This is a genomic window from Flavobacterium antarcticum DSM 19726, assembly GCF_000419685.1.
Taxonomy (GTDB): domain Bacteria; phylum Bacteroidota; class Bacteroidia; order Flavobacteriales; family Flavobacteriaceae; genus Flavobacterium; species Flavobacterium antarcticum.
On sequence record NZ_ATTM01000004.1, the window covers coordinates 340,496 to 359,300 of the forward strand.

At 33.7% G+C, this 18,805-nt stretch carries 17 protein-coding genes; 10 read left to right on the forward strand and 7 right to left on the reverse strand.

Annotated features, from left to right (window positions below; genetic code table 11):
• Positions 1 to 49: 49 nt before the first annotated feature.
• From yaaA to pyrF, 4 genes are all read right to left on the reverse strand, one after another.
• Positions 50 to 808, reverse strand: a complete 759-nt coding sequence (gene yaaA / locus YWA_RS0108900; RefSeq protein WP_022828168.1) for a peroxide stress protein YaaA — start codon at positions 806 to 808, stop codon at positions 50 to 52.
• A gap of 451 nt (positions 809 to 1,259) precedes the next feature.
• Positions 1,260 to 2,429, reverse strand: coding sequence for a carboxypeptidase-like regulatory domain-containing protein (locus YWA_RS14860; protein ID WP_022828170.1), 1,170 nt, complete (start codon positions 2,427 to 2,429; stop codon positions 1,260 to 1,262).
• 77 nt (positions 2,430 to 2,506) lie between these two features.
• Positions 2,507 to 4,015, reverse strand: a complete 1,509-nt coding sequence (gene hutH / locus YWA_RS0108915) for a histidine ammonia-lyase (RefSeq protein WP_022828171.1) — start codon at positions 4,013 to 4,015, stop codon at positions 2,507 to 2,509.
• A gap of 92 nt (positions 4,016 to 4,107) precedes the next feature.
• Positions 4,108 to 4,926 carry an orotidine-5'-phosphate decarboxylase gene (gene pyrF, locus YWA_RS0108920; protein WP_022828172.1) on the reverse strand — a complete coding sequence of 273 codons (819 nt, stop codon included), beginning with the start codon at positions 4,924 to 4,926 and terminating at the stop codon, positions 4,108 to 4,110.
• 277 nt (positions 4,927 to 5,203) lie between these two features.
• On the opposite strand from pyrF, the gene YWA_RS0108930 reads away from it, so the two are divergent.
• The gene (locus YWA_RS0108930; RefSeq protein ID WP_022828174.1) at positions 5,204 to 5,668 is read left to right on the forward strand and encodes a hypothetical protein; all 465 of its coding nucleotides are present in this window, start codon (positions 5,204 to 5,206) and stop codon (positions 5,666 to 5,668) included.
• Positions 5,669 to 5,880: 212 nt separating this feature from the next.
• Here the strand turns inward: YWA_RS0108930 and YWA_RS15680 are convergent, their stop codons facing one another.
• Positions 5,881 to 6,018 (reverse strand): hypothetical protein, encoded by a 138-nt coding sequence (locus tag YWA_RS15680; RefSeq protein ID WP_157505323.1) that lies wholly within the window; start codon positions 6,016 to 6,018, stop codon positions 5,881 to 5,883.
• A gap of 207 nt (positions 6,019 to 6,225) precedes the next feature.
• Between YWA_RS15680 and YWA_RS0108935 the strand changes: the two genes are divergently transcribed.
• Positions 6,226 to 6,615 (forward strand): hypothetical protein, encoded by a 390-nt coding sequence (locus tag YWA_RS0108935; protein WP_022828175.1) that lies wholly within the window; start codon positions 6,226 to 6,228, stop codon positions 6,613 to 6,615.
• Positions 6,616 to 6,748: 133 nt separating this feature from the next.
• Here YWA_RS0108935 and YWA_RS14865 read toward each other — a convergent pair whose 3' ends face one another.
• Entirely contained in the window at positions 6,749 to 7,405 is a 657-nt protein-coding gene (locus YWA_RS14865; RefSeq protein WP_022828176.1) for a hypothetical protein, read from the reverse strand.
• Between the two features lie 227 nt (positions 7,406 to 7,632).
• A complete protein-coding gene (gene prfA, locus YWA_RS0108945; protein WP_022828177.1) occupies positions 7,633 to 8,709 on the reverse strand; it encodes a peptide chain release factor 1 in 1,077 nt (358 codons plus the stop codon).
• 657 nt (positions 8,710 to 9,366) lie between these two features.
• On the opposite strand from prfA, the gene YWA_RS0108950 reads away from it, so the two are divergent.
• The 8 genes from YWA_RS0108950 to YWA_RS0108985 all read left to right on the forward strand — a co-directional run bounded on the left by YWA_RS0108950 (position 9,367) and on the right by YWA_RS0108985 (position 18,770).
• Positions 9,367 to 9,906, forward strand: a complete 540-nt coding sequence (locus YWA_RS0108950) for an IS1096 element passenger TnpR family protein (protein WP_022828178.1) — start codon at positions 9,367 to 9,369, stop codon at positions 9,904 to 9,906.
• Between the two features lie 99 nt (positions 9,907 to 10,005).
• A complete protein-coding gene (locus tag YWA_RS0108955; protein ID WP_084683040.1) occupies positions 10,006 to 10,422 on the forward strand; it encodes a four helix bundle protein in 417 nt (138 codons plus the stop codon).
• Positions 10,406 to 11,464: a nucleoid-associated protein gene (locus tag YWA_RS0108960; RefSeq protein WP_022828180.1), complete on the forward strand. Its 1,059-nt coding sequence runs from the start codon at positions 10,406 to 10,408 to the stop codon at positions 11,462 to 11,464. The genes YWA_RS0108955 and YWA_RS0108960 overlap by 17 nt, the downstream gene beginning before the upstream one ends.
• A gap of 112 nt (positions 11,465 to 11,576) precedes the next feature.
• Positions 11,577 to 11,963: a hypothetical protein gene (locus YWA_RS15355; RefSeq protein WP_022828181.1), complete on the forward strand. Its 387-nt coding sequence runs from the start codon at positions 11,577 to 11,579 to the stop codon at positions 11,961 to 11,963.
• A 258-nt stretch (positions 11,964 to 12,221) separates the two neighbouring features.
• The gene (locus tag YWA_RS0108970; RefSeq protein ID WP_026718698.1) at positions 12,222 to 13,118 is read left to right on the forward strand and encodes an ABC transporter ATP-binding protein; all 897 of its coding nucleotides are present in this window, start codon (positions 12,222 to 12,224) and stop codon (positions 13,116 to 13,118) included.
• 10 nt (positions 13,119 to 13,128) lie between these two features.
• A complete protein-coding gene (locus tag YWA_RS0108975) occupies positions 13,129 to 13,980 on the forward strand; it encodes an ABC transporter permease (RefSeq protein WP_022828183.1) in 852 nt (283 codons plus the stop codon).
• A gap of 15 nt (positions 13,981 to 13,995) precedes the next feature.
• Entirely contained in the window at positions 13,996 to 16,296 is a 2,301-nt protein-coding gene (locus YWA_RS0108980; RefSeq protein ID WP_022828184.1) for a choice-of-anchor L domain-containing protein, read from the forward strand.
• 44 nt (positions 16,297 to 16,340) lie between these two features.
• Positions 16,341 to 18,770 carry a T9SS type B sorting domain-containing protein gene (locus YWA_RS0108985; protein WP_022828185.1) on the forward strand — a complete coding sequence of 810 codons (2,430 nt, stop codon included), beginning with the start codon at positions 16,341 to 16,343 and terminating at the stop codon, positions 18,768 to 18,770.
• Positions 18,771 to 18,805: the final 35 nt, after the last annotated feature.

Sequence of the window (18,805 nt, forward strand, 5' to 3'; positions counted from 1 at the left end):
GAGAGATTAAAAGGAAAAAGGATTTAAGTCTGAACTTAAATCCTTTTTTTTATCGGGTAAAAATTAAGTTTTCGCCTTTTGAGAGATTTCCATCGAGTTTGTAACCGTCGTAATCAAAACCTTTTAAATCATCTAGAGTTTTTGCATTCGTATCTATAATGTAACGCACCATCATTCCCCTCGCCTTCTTGGCATAAAAGCTGATAATCTTCAGTTTACCGTCTTTATAATCCTTGAAATCCGGTGTAACAATCGTCGCTTTTAATTTCTTGAAATCAAGTGCCGAAGCATATTCTTTGCTTGCCAAATTAATCAGCAACTCTCCTTCTTTCATTTCTTTGTTTAGACTTTCGGTTAAAGTTGGTTTCCAAAAATCATAGAGATTTTTGTTGTCTTCAAAATGTAGTGAAGTTCCCATTTCCAATCGATAAGGTTGCACCAAATCTAGCGGTTTTAAATAGCCATACAATCCTGATAGAATTCGGAGTTGGTCTTGTAACTGATCTAGTTTGTCAATAGGAATTGTATAAGCGTCAATTCCACTGTAGACGTCTCCATTGAAAGCGTAAATGGCTGGACGTGCATTTTCAGGTGTAAAAGGCGTGTTGAATTCTTTGTTTCGTTTCCAATTTAAATCCGCTAACTTATCCGAAATATGCATTAATTCAGAAAGTTGTGCAGGTGTTTTTTCTTTGATTACTTTATTCAAAATCCAACTTTGCTTCATAAAATCACTTGAAGTAAATCGGTCGGTTGGTAATGCAGTTTCATAATCCAGTGATTTTGCTGGAGATATAATTATTTTCATTTTTTTAAGAATTAAATTTGAGCACCACTAATCTCACCACTGAAATTAAGGCTTTTGCTAAAATTAAACATTTTTATTTAAAATTCTGATTAGACAAATTACAAAATTTTATTAATCTGAAATTGTACTTTAAAACTGATAAAAAATCCTGATTCGCAAATCAGGATTTAAAATTTTATTAGTCAGATTTTATTTTGGAATCAATGCGCTAAATTATTCCTTCAATCATTCGATAAAATTTGAACAAGTCTCCATCCTAAATAGATGAACTTACCAACAACTATATTTTGTGAATTCATTGCTTAAAATAGGTTGCTGTGCACCTTCGTAGCTTTATGAGGTTGTATTTTTAACATCAGCAATTCTGTTCAGATAAAATTGTACAACTAGGATAAAATCAATTTTAACGCATATTTCGTAATCTTTCAAAAACACTTCTGTGCTTTCGGCTTTAATTTTTAATAATGGAATTAATAAATTTTTGTTCACTTGCTGTTAGTGGAAAAGCGTTGTATAATTTCCAGAACTCTTGTTTATATTTTGTTCCAGCTTCAAATATTGTTCTTTTCTTATATCCGTTTTCTGGGATTTGCACATCATTTTTGTACTCATAAACAAATAAATCACTGCTAAAATTAAAATTATCATTTACTTTATCTCCCATTTTTACATATATTCCCGCTTCTGTTTTGTTATAAGTTAATATGTATTGATTATTAATCAAATTAAATTTAGACCAATCTAATGAATAATTTAATCTAATTTTTGCAATCATAATGTTGACCAATTTGGCATTTTTCAAGTGACTTTCCGCTGTATAAATTTTAAATTCGAGTATATTTTTTGTTTTCTGATCAATAATAACATATCCTTTATTGAGCATTTTATCGCTATCAATGTTAGGAATTATTTCAACATATTCATACTCGTCTCCGTTTGCCTCTTTCTTTATTTTTCTTACAAATTCATAATTCTTATCTTTTACTATCTTTTCTAATTTGTCAAAATTATAGGCATTTTTTACATAATCTTTTAAGGTAAATGCTGAATTGATATTATCAAATTTAAAATTGTCAGTAGTATCAATTTTCGGTCTTTCAAGCGCTCTATGTTCCGTTAAAATTATATTAGATTTCCCATTTCCTTTCTTTACATAATAATCAACAAGAGCATCAGAGAATTTTGAGTAATCATTATTTATCTTTACAATCTCTCTACAGTACGTTTTAAACAAAGTGTTTTTCTCAATCTTATTACTATTCGTACTAATTACTTTCTTTAAGTAATCCCGTGGTAGTGTTTTTGAAATGACAATTTCTTCTAAAATATAGCTTTTGGGTTTTAATGCAATTTCATTAAACTTTTCGTTCAAAGTCAACGACAATGACTCATAATTTATATGACTGAATGTAACCTGAGAAGTAATAGTGCTAAAAGAAAATTCTCCTATTTCATTTGAAATTGACCCAGTTGAATTAGCATTTATACCATCTTCAAAAAATATATTTACAAACTCGACTGGCTGTAACGTTTCTGCATCCACTATTTTACCAGTAAATTTCTTATTTTGAGACCAACCTAAATTTGATAATAAAATAAATACAATAATAATTTTTTTCATGTTTTATATTTTTTAATGTTGGTTACCTCTTATTTTTACTGCAATAATGTTACAAAGCGGTATTTATTGATTAAAAATTAATCAAACAAATCTGCTTCAATTTGGAAACTATCTAAAAACGCAATCGTCTTCATAATGTCGTAATGCAAAATTCGATCTTCAGAAACATATGGAACTTCTTGGCGGTAGCTTTTTAAGAACATTTCGATAAAATCACTCGATTTCAATGGACTTCTGAAAGCAATGGCTTGTGAAGCATTCATCAATTCAATCGCCAAAATTCGTTCGATATTTTCAATAATTTTCAACACTTTCGTTGCAGAATTCGCACCCATACTCACATGATCTTCTTGTCCGTTTGAGGAAACAATACTGTCAATACTCGCTGGTGTAGCCAATTGTTTGTTCTGACTTGCAATACTTGCCGCCGTATATTGCGGAATCATAAATCCTGAATTCAATCCCGGATTGTCCACTAAAAACGCGGGTAATCCACGTAAACCAGAAATCAGTTGGTAGGTTCTTCTTTCAGAAATACTTCCCAATTCTGACAAAGCAATTGCTAGAAAGTCCAACGCTAAAGCTAATGGTTGGCCGTGAAAGTTTCCACCAGAAATGATTTGGTCGCTTTCAATAAAAATATTTGGATTGTCGGTAACTGAATTGATTTCCGTTTTGAAAACTTTTTTCACATAATCAATCGCATCTTTCGAAGCACCGTGTACTTGCGGAATGCATCTAAACGAATACGGATCTTGAACGTGCTGTTTTTCTTGGTCGATAATTTCACTTCCCTCTAAAAATTCATTTATGCGTCTTGCGGTTACAATTTGTCCTTTATGAGGCCGTATGAAGTGAATTAATTCGTTAAAAGGTTCTTTTCTTCCGTCAAAACCTTCTAGAGAAATCGTTCCAATTAAATCCGCTAAATACGAGTATTTGCACGATTTGATTAACACATAAACTCCGTATGCACTCATAAATTGGGTTCCGTTCAATAAAGCCAATCCTTCTTTAGATTGCAATACAAGTGGTTTCCAACCGAAGTGCGTCATCACTTCTTTCGCATGTACTTTTTTATCTTCAAAATAGACTTCACCTTCCCCTAAAAGCGGCAAAGATAAATGAGCTAACGGAGACAAATCGCCCGAAGCACCAAGTGAACCTTGTGTGTAAATTACAGGATAAACCGCATTGTTGTAGAAATCGATCAACCGTTCAGCAGTAGCTAATTGCACTCCTGAATTTCCGTAACTCAGCGACTGAATTTTAAGCAATAACATAATTTTCACAATGTCTTGTGGCACTTCATCACCGGTTCCACAAGCATGCGATTTTACAAGATTTTCTTGCAGTTGCGAAAGGTTTTCCTTTGATATTTTTATGTTGTATAAAGAACCAAAACCAGTATTGATGCCGTAAATTGCCGTGTCATTATTGTCCATTTTTTGGTCCAAATAATCGCGGCATTTCTGAATGTTTACTTTCGCTTCTTCAGATAAAGCTAGTTTTTTATTTTCAACTACGATTGTATTAATTTCTTGAATCGTTAACGTACTTGAACTGATATAATGTGTGGTTTCCATTGATTTAATTTAGAGTGCCAAAATTCCGTAAACAATTGTTAATAAACAAAGTTTGCAGGTTGTATTTACTAACATTAACGTTCCTAGTACATTTATTCTTGTGCTAAAATAGCAACCATTTCCTGTTGCATTTTCAACGCTTCTTCCCTCGCCTTTTCGGCAAAATCAGTTCCGTTTGAGGCATAAATAATTCCTCTTGAAGAATTAATTAGCAAACCTACATTTGTATTCATGCCGTATTTACACACTTCGGATAAACTTCCGCCTTGAGCTCCAACTCCGGGAACTAACAAGAAACTGTCCGGTACAATTTTTCTTATTTCTGTGAAATACTCTGCTTTTGTAGCGCCAACAACATACATTAAGTTTTCGCTGTTTTTCCAATTTTTGGATGTCTCCAAAACATGTTTGTAAAGCGGAATTCCATCAACAGTCAATGTCTGAAAGTCAAACGCACCCTGATTAGAAGTCAAAGCCAAAAGTATCGTGTGTTTATTTTCAAAAGCTAAAAAAGGCTCCACCGAATCTTTCCCCATATAAGGAGCCACGGTAACCGAATCAAAATTCAAATCTTCCAAAAAAGCTTTGGCATACATCGTCGAAGTATTTCCGATATCTCCACGTTTTGCATCTGCAATCGTGAAAATTTCAGGATGGTTCTCGTTGATGTACTCAATTGTTTTTTGAAGAGATTGCCAACCTTTGATTCCATACGCTTCATAAAAAGCAGTATTGGGTTTGTAGGAAACCGCTAAATCATGTGTGGCGTCAATAATTGCTTTATTGAATTCGAAAATTGGGTCTTCGGTTTCTAATAAATGAGCGGGGATTTTAGTCAAATCGACGTCTAAACCGATGCAAAGAAATGATTTTTTCTGTCGGATTTGTGCTATTAATTGTTGTGTAGTCATTGTAGTTGTGTTTGGACAAAGGTCGTAAAAACATTTTCAATAGCAATATCAATGGCAATGACAATTTCACCAAGAATAGTGATATAAATTATTATTTTCATTGCCTAGTTTTGTAATATAATGTTAAGCATATATAAAAATTGATTTTCATAATTTGTAAAAAAAATAATTACATTTATGAAAATTAAATAATGCATTGCTGAGTATCGGGTATACATTCGAATGTGGGTATATTGGTTCTAAAAAATAAAGGCATATATAAGTTAAAAGAAATTCTATGGCGTACGAACGTTCCTACACTATCACATTAGATAATAATATTTCTGAAAAAGAAGCAATAAATTATTTACTTAGAACTGATCTCAATTTTCTAAATCCTGATAAAGAGAGTCGCAAAAGACTTTTGGATTTAAACGGAATTGATAAAAAATATTCAAAAGCTTTTGATTTAATATTAATTCCAGGATTTACAAATCTTAATGAAATAATTGAACTTGAGAATTTTGATCAAATTATCTTTATAGAATTAAAAACAACAAGAAAATATTTGCCAAATCTTCCAAAAGGATTTTTTTTCGGAGCAACACAAAATGAATTTGATTTTGCGGAATTACTTGGTAGTAGATTTCAATTTTGTTTTGTATCTATAAATCCAAAAAGCCCATCATATAAACTTCTATCGTTATTAGAATTAGAAAATATTATTCGCACAAAAAGAATTCAGTATCAAATTAATTTATAAATAGAATTTCTGTTAACAGCTTGTAACATCAATCGCGGAGATTTCGGTAAAGGTAAATTGTAGTTTCACGAATAACGTCGATCTTGGGCAGAAAGAAATCGTTCCGCTTTGATTTGCGACTGACGTTTATAGGGTACACTTTATTTCTTTAGACCATCAGTGGGATTAGATACGGGTTTCGCACATGCTCTTTTACGAGCAAAATATCAAAGTTAGAAAGGAACGAAAAGCCACATGCGAACTATTGGAACTATACTTTTACTTCTTTTAGATATCCATTTGGTCATTCTATATTGGTCAATAATAACGGCATTAACGCTTTTAATTTTTAAATTAGTATTGTTTCTCATCTTAATTATTTTGACTTTTTTAATCAACGTCAGTGATAAACAAAATTTAAAAAATAATAAAGAAGGAAATTTAAAACAAATAGAACTAAGGGAATAACTCACTTTAGTAGGTATTTTAATTATTACAATTGTAGTAAATGTTTTTCATTAAAAAATTACGACACTAAAATCTTTTACATAACTAACCTATTTCTAAAAACTTAAACGATGAACATCGAACTTAGTAAATGGATCATAACTCTCTTTGGAACTTTTATTATCTTCATTGGATTTCTAATGCTAATTGCTCCAGTAAAAGCAAGGAATACTTTAAAGAAAGCCGGTAGTACCAACTTTATAAATTACACAGAAATAACGCTTCGACTGATTCCGGCAATTGCATTAATCATTTGTTCTGAAACAGCTAAATTCCCTGTTACTTTTAAAACGTTTGGATGGGTAATGCTCATCACTTCTCTGATTCTTTATGCAGCACCAAGAAAACTACACCACCACTTTTCGATGAAAAGTGCTGAAATACTTAAGCCTTTCTACTTTCAGTTGCTTGCTCCGTTTGCGTTTCTTCTTGGCGGATTCCTTATTTACAGTATAATTTGAACTGAGAATAAACCAGTTTGAGATTATATACACAACGAGAAACTGAACATAGCTTTGATCGGTAAATTAAATACTGAAAAAGGCAAGAGAAGTCAAAAAGCACTATTTTAGTTGGATTCATTTCCAAACTAAATTATTTCCCTTTTAAATTATTAATTTTTGACGTTAGTTCCTGAGTGAAAACGTCAAGTGCAAGAGCGGAATTCTTCATTCCGTCTATCAGCTCTTTATCAGCACCGGAAAGATGAGAACCTTCAAGTTGCGTAGCCAAGCCAATGATATTGGTTACCGGTAATCGGACCGCATGGGAAGTTATGAACATCAGTTCCTCTAAACCTTTGATATACTCCTTCTGCTCTTTTCTTATTTTTTTTAGTTGTCGGTTTACCGCTAGTAATTCTTTAGCTCGTTTTCCCCTTTCTTCATTTTGAAAAACAAGTTCAATATTAGCAAGGATTAATTCTGCAGCACGTTTTACTTTTTCGCTGTTTTGAAATTTCAATTCCTTTTTGGCAAGAACTAGTTCACCGGCTCTTTTTTCCTTTTCAGAATTTTGAAAAACCAGTTCCGTATTTGCGATAATTAATTCCGCAGCACGTTTAAGCTTTTCAGATTCCTCAAAAACAAGTTTTTTATTCGCGACGATTAATTCGGCGGCGCGTTTTATTTTCTCAGACATTTGATACGCCAATTCCGTATGAACCGCCTTCAATTGGTCTATTTTATTTGATTCCCTTCCATTTTGAGAATCAAGAACTGGCGGTCTCGATATTCTAATATATCTTGTCATTTTTACGGTATTGTACTACTTTTCAATTACTTAATTAAATTCAGTAAACAATCATAGGTGTTATTTAATTAGAACCGACGTTTATCTACAAACAAATATATTAAATTAACGCTTATCTCAAAGGAATTAAAGAAGTACAAGTGCATACTTTCAAAAATTAACAAAAAAAACACCGAACAAAGTCCGGTGTTTTTTCTATTCTCTTAAATCTATTTTATTTTCGCTTCTTAAAAAACCTCACTCGCTTCTTTCAACTTCTCCATATTATTAACCAACTGAAGTTCGTCAATTAATTTTTGGATTTTACCGTTCATTACACCATCCATGTCAAAAATGTCCATCCCAATTCGGTGATCCGTAACCCGACCTTGCGAATAGTTATACGTACGAATCTTTGCAGAACGGTCACCTGAACTTACTTGTGAAGTACGTTTAGTAGCATCTTCCGCTTGTTTTTTAGCCAATTCTTGTTCGTATAAACGAGAACGTAAAACACCAAATGCTTTATCCTTATTCTTATGTTGTGATTTCTGATCCTGACATTGAGCCACTAATCCTGTAGGAATATGCGTCAATCGAACCGCTGATTTCGTAGTATTTACCGATTGTCCACCAGGTCCTGACGAACAAAAGAAATCGACACGAACGTCGTTCATATCAATTTGCACGTCAAATTCTTCCGCTTCTGGCAAAACCATTACTGTTGCTGCTGAAGTATGTACGCGACCTTGCGTTTCCGTTTGTGGAACGCGTTGAACACGATGAACACCCGCTTCAAATTTCAAAGTTCCGTAAACATCTTCGCCGGAAACCTCAAAAATCACCTCTTTAAATCCACCAGAAGTCCCCTCATTCATATCCACAACCGAAGTTTTCCAACCACGGCCTTCGCAATATTTCGTGTACATACGGAATAAATCGCCCGCAAAAATACTTGCTTCGTCTCCACCCGTTCCTGCACGAACTTCCACCATTACGTTTTTCGCGTCTTCGGCATCTTTTGGAATCAACATAAACTTGATTTCCTCTTCCAGTTCAGGAATTCGGTCTTTTGCTTCGTCCAGTTGCATTTTTGCCATTTCAGTCATATCGGCATCGCTCCCGTCAGCAATAATTTCGTTCGCTTCGTCAATATTTGCCATCAACAAAACGTATTCATCGCGCTTTTCAGCCAATGCTTTTAAATCCTTGTATTCCTTATTTAATTGTACGTAACGCTTCTGATCTGAAATCACTTCCGGCTGAATAATCAAATCCGAAATCTCGTCAAAACGCTGCTTTACTATCTGAAGTCTATCTAACATAGTTCAATTCCTTTATTTTGGAGTGCAAATTTACGAAAAAATAGTTTAGTTTTTAAAAAGTTGTTACTGTAGCAATTAATTTGAATTTTTAGGAGCTACTTCCAGCTATCCACTTTATCTTTTCCCTGCTAAAGAAGCAGGAAAAAGGATGTCGTTGCTATCTGGGCTATGGATTTAGGGATTTTAAGAAATTTATGCATCAATTAAACATTCAGATCTCTTAACTCCGACAGCGTTTGAAACTCTGTCCGAGTTTATTAAAAAAAATAAATTACTAAAATCTTCAGGCTAAAGCCTGATGCTAATGCATTAAAAATTATAATGGTAGCATTTTAGCATTTACTTTTGGATCTATTAAAAAGTGAAATTACTAAAGTCTAAAGTCATTACCCTAACAATTATTTATGAAAAATTGCCTCATTTGCTTTTGGCTTTAGCCAAATGAAAAAATGGTAAAAGAAAGCCACAAGAAGATCTCTAGCCCTGATAGGAGGAATCTCGTCTTTTGGGACGAGATGGAAGGATAGTAGAAATATGGATATTAGAAAAGCCAAAGCCTTTCGCTCCCAAAAAAATAAAAACCCAATTGTTGATTACTTTTTAAACAAAACCAAAATATAAATTTTACCTTTGAACCCTCAATACTATTTACAGATTATGGTTTATAAATTTAGAGTAATTCTCGATGCGGAAGAGGATATTTTTAGAGATATTGCAATTCAGGAAGACGATACCTTAGAAGATTTGCACAATGCAATTTTCAATGCATTTGGCTTTGATGGAATGGAAGTGGCTTCTTTTTATACGTGTGATGAAACTTGGAATCAGGAAGATGAAATTTCGCTTTTTGATACAGGTGACGAACCGGGTGAACAAAAAATCATGAGTGATTATGCACTTTCTGATTTGCTTGACGCACAGAATACTAAAATTATTTATGTGTATGATTTTATTCAAATGTGGACATTTCTTGTAGAACTTGCCGCAATTGAAGAACCACAATCGGGCGAATCGTATCCTGCGTTACTTTTTTCACACGGAGAAATGCCGGATGAAGCAGGAGAAAAGATTTTTGAAGCTGAGAATCCAGACGACCTTTATGGCGACTACGACGATGATTATGACGAGGAAGACCTTGATAATCTGGATGGTGGAGACAACTTTGAGGACTACGGATTTGAAGAAAATTGGAACTAAAAACTAGTTTGTAGAATTTATTCTACAAATATTTTGTATTTTTGTTGCGTGTTAAAATATTTTGATTAATTTTAGCATAACCTATTAATACAAAATGTTATGAGATTTACAAAATCCCTTCAAGCTTGGCATCAATCAATGCAACTTGTATCACAAATCCACCATTTAATTCCAACTCAGTCAGAGTTAAGTTATAACTTACAATTTAAAAAATCAGCTGCTGCAATTACCCATTCTATTGCAGAAAGTTTCGGAACAATTACGTACAATGCGTATTTGCTTAATTTCAGCGAAACAAATGCGATAATTAATAATTTGAAAACAGAATTAAAAGTTGCCAACGAAACCGGTAACTTACATTTTACTGATTATTTAATTTTAGTAAACAGTGCAACTATCGTTCAAGAAACATTAGTTCAGTTGCTTTCTAAAATAACAGAACGAAAAAACAAACAAAAAATCAGAGTACCTGTATTCCCTCTGAACCCTAATTTAAAAAATGATAAATTTATTTAATACCCATATTGAGTCGTTATCAATCCACCGGGTTGGCAATAAAAGCCGTAACGAACCACTATTTTTATCCGAACAAACATTTAGCCTCAGCGATGAGATTGTTCCCTTAATTAAGGAGTATTTTTTTAAACCTTTTAGAGATAAAGAGGAAAATTATTTTCAGTTTGCACACGAAGTCGACTTAGACTATAATGACATGTTTATGTTTGCAAGCGAAATTTTTGACAACCCAAGTTCAGTTCATGAGGTTTCAAAAAAAATAACAAACCACCTTTTCGAGCAAAGTAATCATCCACACATTAAAAACGGAGAAGTTTACGTCGCTCATTTAACCAATATAAATATTGACAATAACGTCGTTGACGCCATTGGAATTTTTAAAAGTGAGTTGCAAGCCGATTTCCTGCAATTTGAAGAAAAAGGAACGCATCTTGAAATGATCTTGCAACAAGGAATTAACTTGAATAAGTTAGATAAAGGTTGCTTGATTTTTAATTACAAAAAAGAAGAAGGATACAAAATCTTAACCGTTGACAGTAATCGCTACGATGCACGGTACTGGTTAGAACATTTTTTATCCGTTGATGCTTTTCAGGATGAAAATTTTATTACCAAAAAATACCTGAAGTTTTGTCAAGATTTTGCAAAAGACGTTGTTCTTCCTGCAGAAGACAAAAAAGAAGAAGTCATGTTCCTGAATCGTTCTGTGAATTATTTTGCAAAGAACGATCAGTTTGAAGAAACGAATTTCCTAAATGAAGTTTTAGATAATCCGGATTTAATTCCTGAATTTAAAAATTATAAAGTAGACAAAGGCGAAAAATACAGTATTGAAGACATTACCAACTTCCCTATTGCAAATGCAGCCGTTTCAGACGCGAGAAAGAAGATGAAAAACGTCATTAATCTGGACACTCATATCCAAATTAAATTAGACTTCATCAATCCCGAAAGTGCTGAGAAATATGTTGAAAAAGGTTGGGACGAGGAAAAGCAGATGTACTACTACCTTGTTTATTTCAACAAAGAACAGAAAAGTTAGTTTTAGTTAGAAATTAGATTGCAAAAATCTCCACTGTAAAGTTGGGGATTTTTTTTTTACGCAACCATTTGATTATAAATTACTCTTAGAATAAACCAATACATCATTTACCATGAAAACATTTTACTTCTCTTGTCTCGCTTTATTTTTATTCAGCTGTAATTCAAATGATGTTACTGCTGACAATTGTCTTGAACTTACACCAGCAGGCATAATTAGCGTTGAACCAAATTTATCTACAGAAGAAATAGAAAACGATTTTGAAGTCACTTTCCCGGTTACTAATGGTTGTGGCACATTTGAATCATTCAAGCAAACTGCAGTTGGCAATATAACTACTATTGAGGTTATTGCAAAATATGAAGGTTGCATTTGTACACAAGACATCCGATTATTAAAATCAGTTTATAATTTTAATCAAACGACTCCTGGAACCTACACGTTAAAATTTAAAATGACGGATGGTACTTACACCAATGAAACAGTAATCGTAGAATAATTAAAACACTGCGTATTTTAAAACAACGACGCAACCTTTTTAGTTTTCTTACATCTAAGTAGTATTAAATCAATTTCCCAACTTGATTTATCATAAAGTTTTTGGTTAGACTTTCATAATGTTTTGTTTAATTGTTATCCCTTTACGGGAATTGAGATGTGTTTTCGAAAGAGAACGCATCTTTTTTTTTGCATAACTTTTTTTATTAGTAACAAATATTCGGTTTTGGCGTCTTACTTAAAAACAAATAGCAGTGGTATGGAAACGATTCTTTCTATTAAAAATTTGCATAAATCCTACGGTCGAATTAAAGCCGTAAAAAACCTGTCGTTAGAAATAACAAAAGGGAATGTTTACGGTATTTTAGGTCCAAACGGTAGCGGAAAGTCTACCACATTGGGAATTGTACTGAATGTAGTGAACAAAACATCCGGTGATTTTGAATGGTTTGATGGAAAACTTACGACACACGAAGCTTTGAAAAAAGTAGGTGCGATTATCGAACGACCAAACTTCTATCCATATATGACTGCCTATGAAAACTTAGCTTTAGTTTGCAAAATCAAACAAATTAATTTCTCAAAAATTGATGAGAAGTTAGAAATTGTAGGTTTAACTGATCGAAAAGACAGTAAATTCAGAACTTTTTCACTTGGAATGAAACAACGGTTGGCCATTGCTTCTGCCTTATTAAACGATCCTGAAATTCTAATCTTAGACGAACCCACCAATGGTTTAGATCCTCAAGGTATTCACCAAATTCGCGATATTATCAGATTTATTGCCTCGCAAGGAACCACTGTTTTATTGGCTTCTCATTTGCTAGATGAAGTTGAAAAAGTTTGCAGCCATGTTTTGGTTTTACGAAAAGGTGAAATATTGTACCAAGGAACCGTAAATGGAATGATTACTACGCAAGATTTCTTTGAATTAAAAGCGACCGATAATCAACTGTTAGAAAGCATTTTACTAAAACATCCTGCGGTTAATACTATTGAACAACACCACGACAAGACAGTGGTGTACTTAAAAAATTCACTTTCGGCAGCTGAGCTAAACCGGTATTGTTTTGAACATAATATTGTTTTGGAACATTTAGTAAAGCGAAACAACAGCCTTGAAGAGGAATTTATTAAACTGATCAGCAACTCTTAATTTTCACAACATGAAACGATTATTATCCATTGAATTTCAGAAAATTCAGAAAAATAGAGCGAGTAAAATTTTGGTCATTACTTATTTCGTCTTGCTTAGTTTAATCAGTCTTATTGCTTCTTTGAAGTTCACTATTGGTAGTTTAGAAATCAATATTGCCGAACAAGGAATTTTCAACTTTCCATACATTTGGCATTTCAACACCTATGCGGCTTCTTTGTTTAAATTATTTTTAGCTGTAGTCATTGTTTCGATGATGGCGAACGAATACACTTATGGAACACTTAAACAAAACTTAATAGACGGTTTAAGCAAGAAAGAATTCATTTTGTCTAAATTTTATGTAGTCATTTCATTTGCGTTAGCTTCTACCGTTTTTGTATTTATAATGACTTTATTATTGGGTTATTCATTCTCGTCGTATACTGAAATTGCTATTGTGTTCAGTGATTTAGAATATCTTTTGGCTTATTTTATAAAACTAGTTGGCTTCTTTTCATTTTGTTTATTTCTTGGAATTTTAGTAAAAAGAAGTGCTTTTGCTTTGGGTTTTTTAGTCGCTTGGTTTTTTGTAGAGAAAATAACGTACGGATTTATTAAGTTCAATTTATTAAACGGCACTTACAAAACAAAAAATTTCGCAGATACCATAATTCAGTATTTTCCACTAGAATCCATGAGTAATTTGATTAAAGAACCCATTTCGCGACTTAACGCAGTAAAATCTATAGAAAATGCACTTGGCGGAAGCGAAAACATCAAAATTTATGCAGTGCAGTTTTCTGATATTGCTATTGTTAGCACGTGGATCGTTATCTTTATTTTAACATCTTTTTACATTTTGCGAAAAAGAGATTTGTAGTATCTTTACGCGATTATGAAAGGAATTAAATTTATTGGGTTTGTGCTGATTCTGTTGGGTTTTCAAACGATATCAAGAGCACAATTTATAACTGTCGACGAAACTTTGACTCCCACTCAACTCGTTCAAAATATATTAATTAACAATCCCTGTGCTAATATTTCAAATGTTTCCGTGACGACGTGGGATTTTGGAAACGGAAAAAGCTTTGGGAAATTTACTTCTGGCGGAAGCGTTTTTCCATTTGCCGATGGAGTTGTATTGACTACAGGTCGTGCGAAAGCTGCTATTGGTCCAAATAGCTCCATCATTAGTGATGGACCCTCAAATTGGTCAGGTGATCCTGATTTAGAAGAGGCTTTAAATATTGGACAAAGTTCAATAAATGCCACCGTTTTAGAATTTGACTTTCTTCCGCTATCGGATAAAATCAGTTTTGATTATATTTTTTCGTCCGAACAATATCTTACTTCACCAAGTCAAAATCAATGTAATTATACAGACGGATTTGTCTTTTTACTAAAAAAAGCCAATACAACGGATACGTATTCAAATCTAGCTGTTGTTCCTGGAACAAATATTCCAGTGCGAGTGAATACGGTGAGAGGAACAGGAACACTTTGTCCTCCTGCAAACCCGCAATATTTTGATGCTTTTAACGGCACGAATCACCCTACAAATTATAACGGGCAAACGAAAGTACTGACCGCTCAATCAACTGTTGTTCCTGGAACGCTGTACCACATTAAGTTAGTCGTTGCTGATCAAGGAAACAACCTGTATGATTCGGCCATATTTTTGGGTGGTGGAAGTTTTAAAGTTGAAAAAAACTTGGGATCTGATCGATTGCTATCTACGAATAACCCATTATGCTTTGGCGGAACGCTTGATTTATTTGCCAATGAACCTGGAACAAACACTTATAAATGGTTTAGAAATGGCGTTGCAATTCCTGGAGCAACAAACCCACTTTACACGGTCAGTCAAGCAGGAATCTATAGTGTTGAAATTAATCTCGGTTCTTCTGGATGCATTTCTACCGGTAAAATTAACATTGAATATGCAGCACAACTGACACCAAGTCCTGCTACAATTGTGCAATGTGATCCCGATATGGATGGCATCACAATTTTTAATTTAAAAAATGCGGAAACAAAAATAAAAGCAACGGATACTTCTATTCAAACTATAAAATACTATACGGATGCAAACGCCGATGATTTAATTTCAAATCCAACAGCATTCAATTCTACAGAAACAACGGTTTACGCTAAGGCATTTAATACATACAATTGTTTTGTAATTGTTCCCGTTACTTTAAAAATTTCAAACGAAACACCTGCTCCTCCTGCTCCACTTTCTTTTTGCGATACGGATGGAGGAAAAGATGGAATTCGTCAATTTAACTTAACAAACGAAGTTTCGCCTTCCGTTCTTAATGGACTTCCTGCAGGACTAGACGTAAGCTATTTTTCAAATGTAAACGACGCGTTGTCTGCTACAAATCCGTTGCCAAATGCATTCACCAACACGGATCCTTCACAAGAAATTATCTGGGCAAAAATCACAAACGGACCTGATTGTTATGGAATCATTCCTGTTACATTAATTATAAATTACCTTGAAGTTCCTAATTTTGATGATGAACAAAAAATTGTCTGTGAAGGCTTAAATTCAATTGTACTTTCTGTTCCATTGGGTTTTCAAAGTTATTTATGGAACGACAGCAATGCAAGTACTTCAAATAGCATTACCGTAACAACTGCCGGAAATTACACAGTTACAGTTACGGATGCAAATGGCTGTAGCGATACAAAAACATTTATAGTCAAGGCTTCTGGAGTGGCAACAATTACAGGAGTTAACATCGTAGATTTTAATGGCGGCGAAAATACAGTAACTATTGAATTTACCGGTCCTGGTATTTATGAATTTTCGCTTGACGGCTTTAGCTATCAAAGTGATCCTACTTTTTACAATGTACCGTCCGGAACTTATACTGTTTATGTTCAAGATACACAATTCTGCGGAAAACGCACACAGGAAATTTTTGTTCTAGATTACCCAAAGTATTTCACGCCAAACGGAGATGGTTTTAACGATATTTGGAAAATTGACTATCTACAAAAACAAAATCGAAGAGCTCAAGTACATGTTTTTGATCGCTATGGAAAACTGGTTTTCAGCGGAACTGGCGATACAGCTGGTTGGGATGGTACATTAAATTCCTATCCACTTCCGGCAAGCGATTATTGGTTTACTATTATTTTAGAAAATAAGCGCGTGATCAAGGGACACTTTTCTTTAAAAAGATAACAATTTTTAAAACTTTAGAATATATTTGACAAAAAAAACACAAAATGATTCAATTTCGTTATTTTCTTCTTTTAATACTAATAGGTTCGTTTTATAATGCTTCAGCTCAAAACGACTGTAGCGATGCGTTAGTAGTTTGCGGAAATACCGGATTTGAAGGTTTAAGTGCGACAGGTGTTGGTATCCAAGAATTATCGGGGTCAAACACGTGCGGAAGTCAAGAGAATAATAGTATTTGGTTGAAAATTTCTATTGATCAAGGCGGTACATTGGGTTTTACTTTAACGCCTCAAAGTACTAGCCTTCTTGTAGATTTCGATTTCTTTATTTTTGGTCCAAATGTGACCTGTGGAAATATTGGTCAAGCCATTCGATGCAGTACAACCAATCCTGAAGCAGCAGGAAGTAGCAGTAATACGACAGGTTTAAATGCCACAGAAACCGATACAGCGGAAGGTCCCGGTCCTACAGGAAATAATTTTTTAAAATGGTTAACAGTTAGCGATGGAGACAGTTATTTTTTAGTAATTGATCGTCCTCAAGGTTCTAGTAATTTCTCGTTGACTTGGACTGGAACCGCTACATTTACGGAACCTCCTGTTTTTGATATTCCCACTGGAGCCGGAATTGACATCGAAGAATGCGACATCGATGCGACTGACGACGAAAAAACCGTTTTTAATTTGGCACAAAATACACCAATCACCATTGGATCACAAACTAATGTTGCCGTAACTTACCATTTGAATTCGAATGATGCAATTGTAGGCGAAAATGCAATCGCTAATCCCGCAAATTTTACAAATTCACAGAATCCACAAACAATTTATACTAGAATAACCGATACGAATTCAGGGTGTTTCAATACTACTGATTTTGAAATTCGAGTGATCAATTCAATAAACATTCCAAATTCAGCATACGGAATTTGTGACGACAATTCCGATGGAAACAGTACAAATGGATTTGCAACATTCAACTTAGATCAAGCAAATGATGTGATTTTAGAAGGTGAAGACATCTCAAACTTAACGATTAAATATTACGCGAACAATCAAGATGCTGTTGATGGAGTAAGTCCACTTCCTAGTAATTTTACCAATACGACAGCTAACCAACAAATTGTATTTATTAAAGTGGTCAATCCTGATAATTGTTTTAAAATTAAGGAAGTTACTTTAATAGTGAATCCACTGCCGGTTATTGTTAATACCACATTGGTTCAGTGCGATTCAGGTTTCAATCCAGATGGATTGACCACTTTTAATTTAAATGAAGCACTTTCAGAACTAACCAATAACGATACGAATTTCGAAGTAAAATTCCGTTTCAATGGAACTGAAATTAATCCTATCTATAACAACATTTCAAATCCTCAAATTATTCAAGCGGTAGTAACAAATTTAAGTACCGGTTGTTCCAGTAGCAGTACCGTCAACTTAAATGTGAATCTTGTAAATCCAATTGTTACAATTCCGGCCGTTTGCGACGACGAGGCAAGTGAAGACGGATTTGCATCTTTTGATTTGTCAAATGCGGATTTAATCTTAACTCCAAATCAAACGGTACGTTACTTTGAAACAGTAAACGATGCTTTATTAGAGCAAAACACGATAACAAACACAGCTAATTATACCAACTTAACTCCGTACGACGCTACGATTTATTTTAGAATAGAAGAGCAAAATAGTTGTTCAGGTATTGGAAGTTTAGCCTTAAAAGTAAATCGCTTGCCCACTATTTTAAAAACGCTTGAAAAAGACTATTATGTCTGTGAAAATTTACCAATAAAATACATTTCACTTGATCCACGGCTTTTAGAAGGAAATCCTGCTGACTTTACTTATGAATGGTTTAAAGACAATCAAATTTTACCAGAAACTACTTACAGTATTCAAGTGAACGAACCCGGAAATTATTCCGTAACGGTAACAAATACACAAGGTTGCTCTAAAACGAGACTGATCCCGGTATTAAATTCAAGTGACGCAATTATTGACGACATAATTATTACGGATTTGACTCCCTATCAAAATAGTATAGAAGTTATTTTAAATCCGGCCAGTATTGGAAATTATGTATTTGCATTAGATTACGAAGATGCTATTTATCAATCTTCAGGTTTTTTTGACAACGTTAGTATGGGTTTTCATACCATTTACATCAATGATTTAAATGGTTGTGGAATGGTTCAAAAGCTAATTGCTATAGTTGGTGCTCCAAGGTATTTTACACCAAACGGTGATGGTTATAATGATTCTTGGAAAATTGAAGGAATAAGTCAATACTTTAGTCCTTCAACGGTTACGTACCTATACGATCGATACGGTAAATTTATACATAAAATATTTGCACTCGACGACGGCTGGGACGGTACATTAAATGGAACACCACTTCCTGCAGATGACTATTGGTATGTAATAAATTTAGAAGATGGACGAACGGTTAAAGGACATTTTTCTTTAAAAAGATAAAAAAAAGTTTTATATTTCGATAAATTAAGAATGGC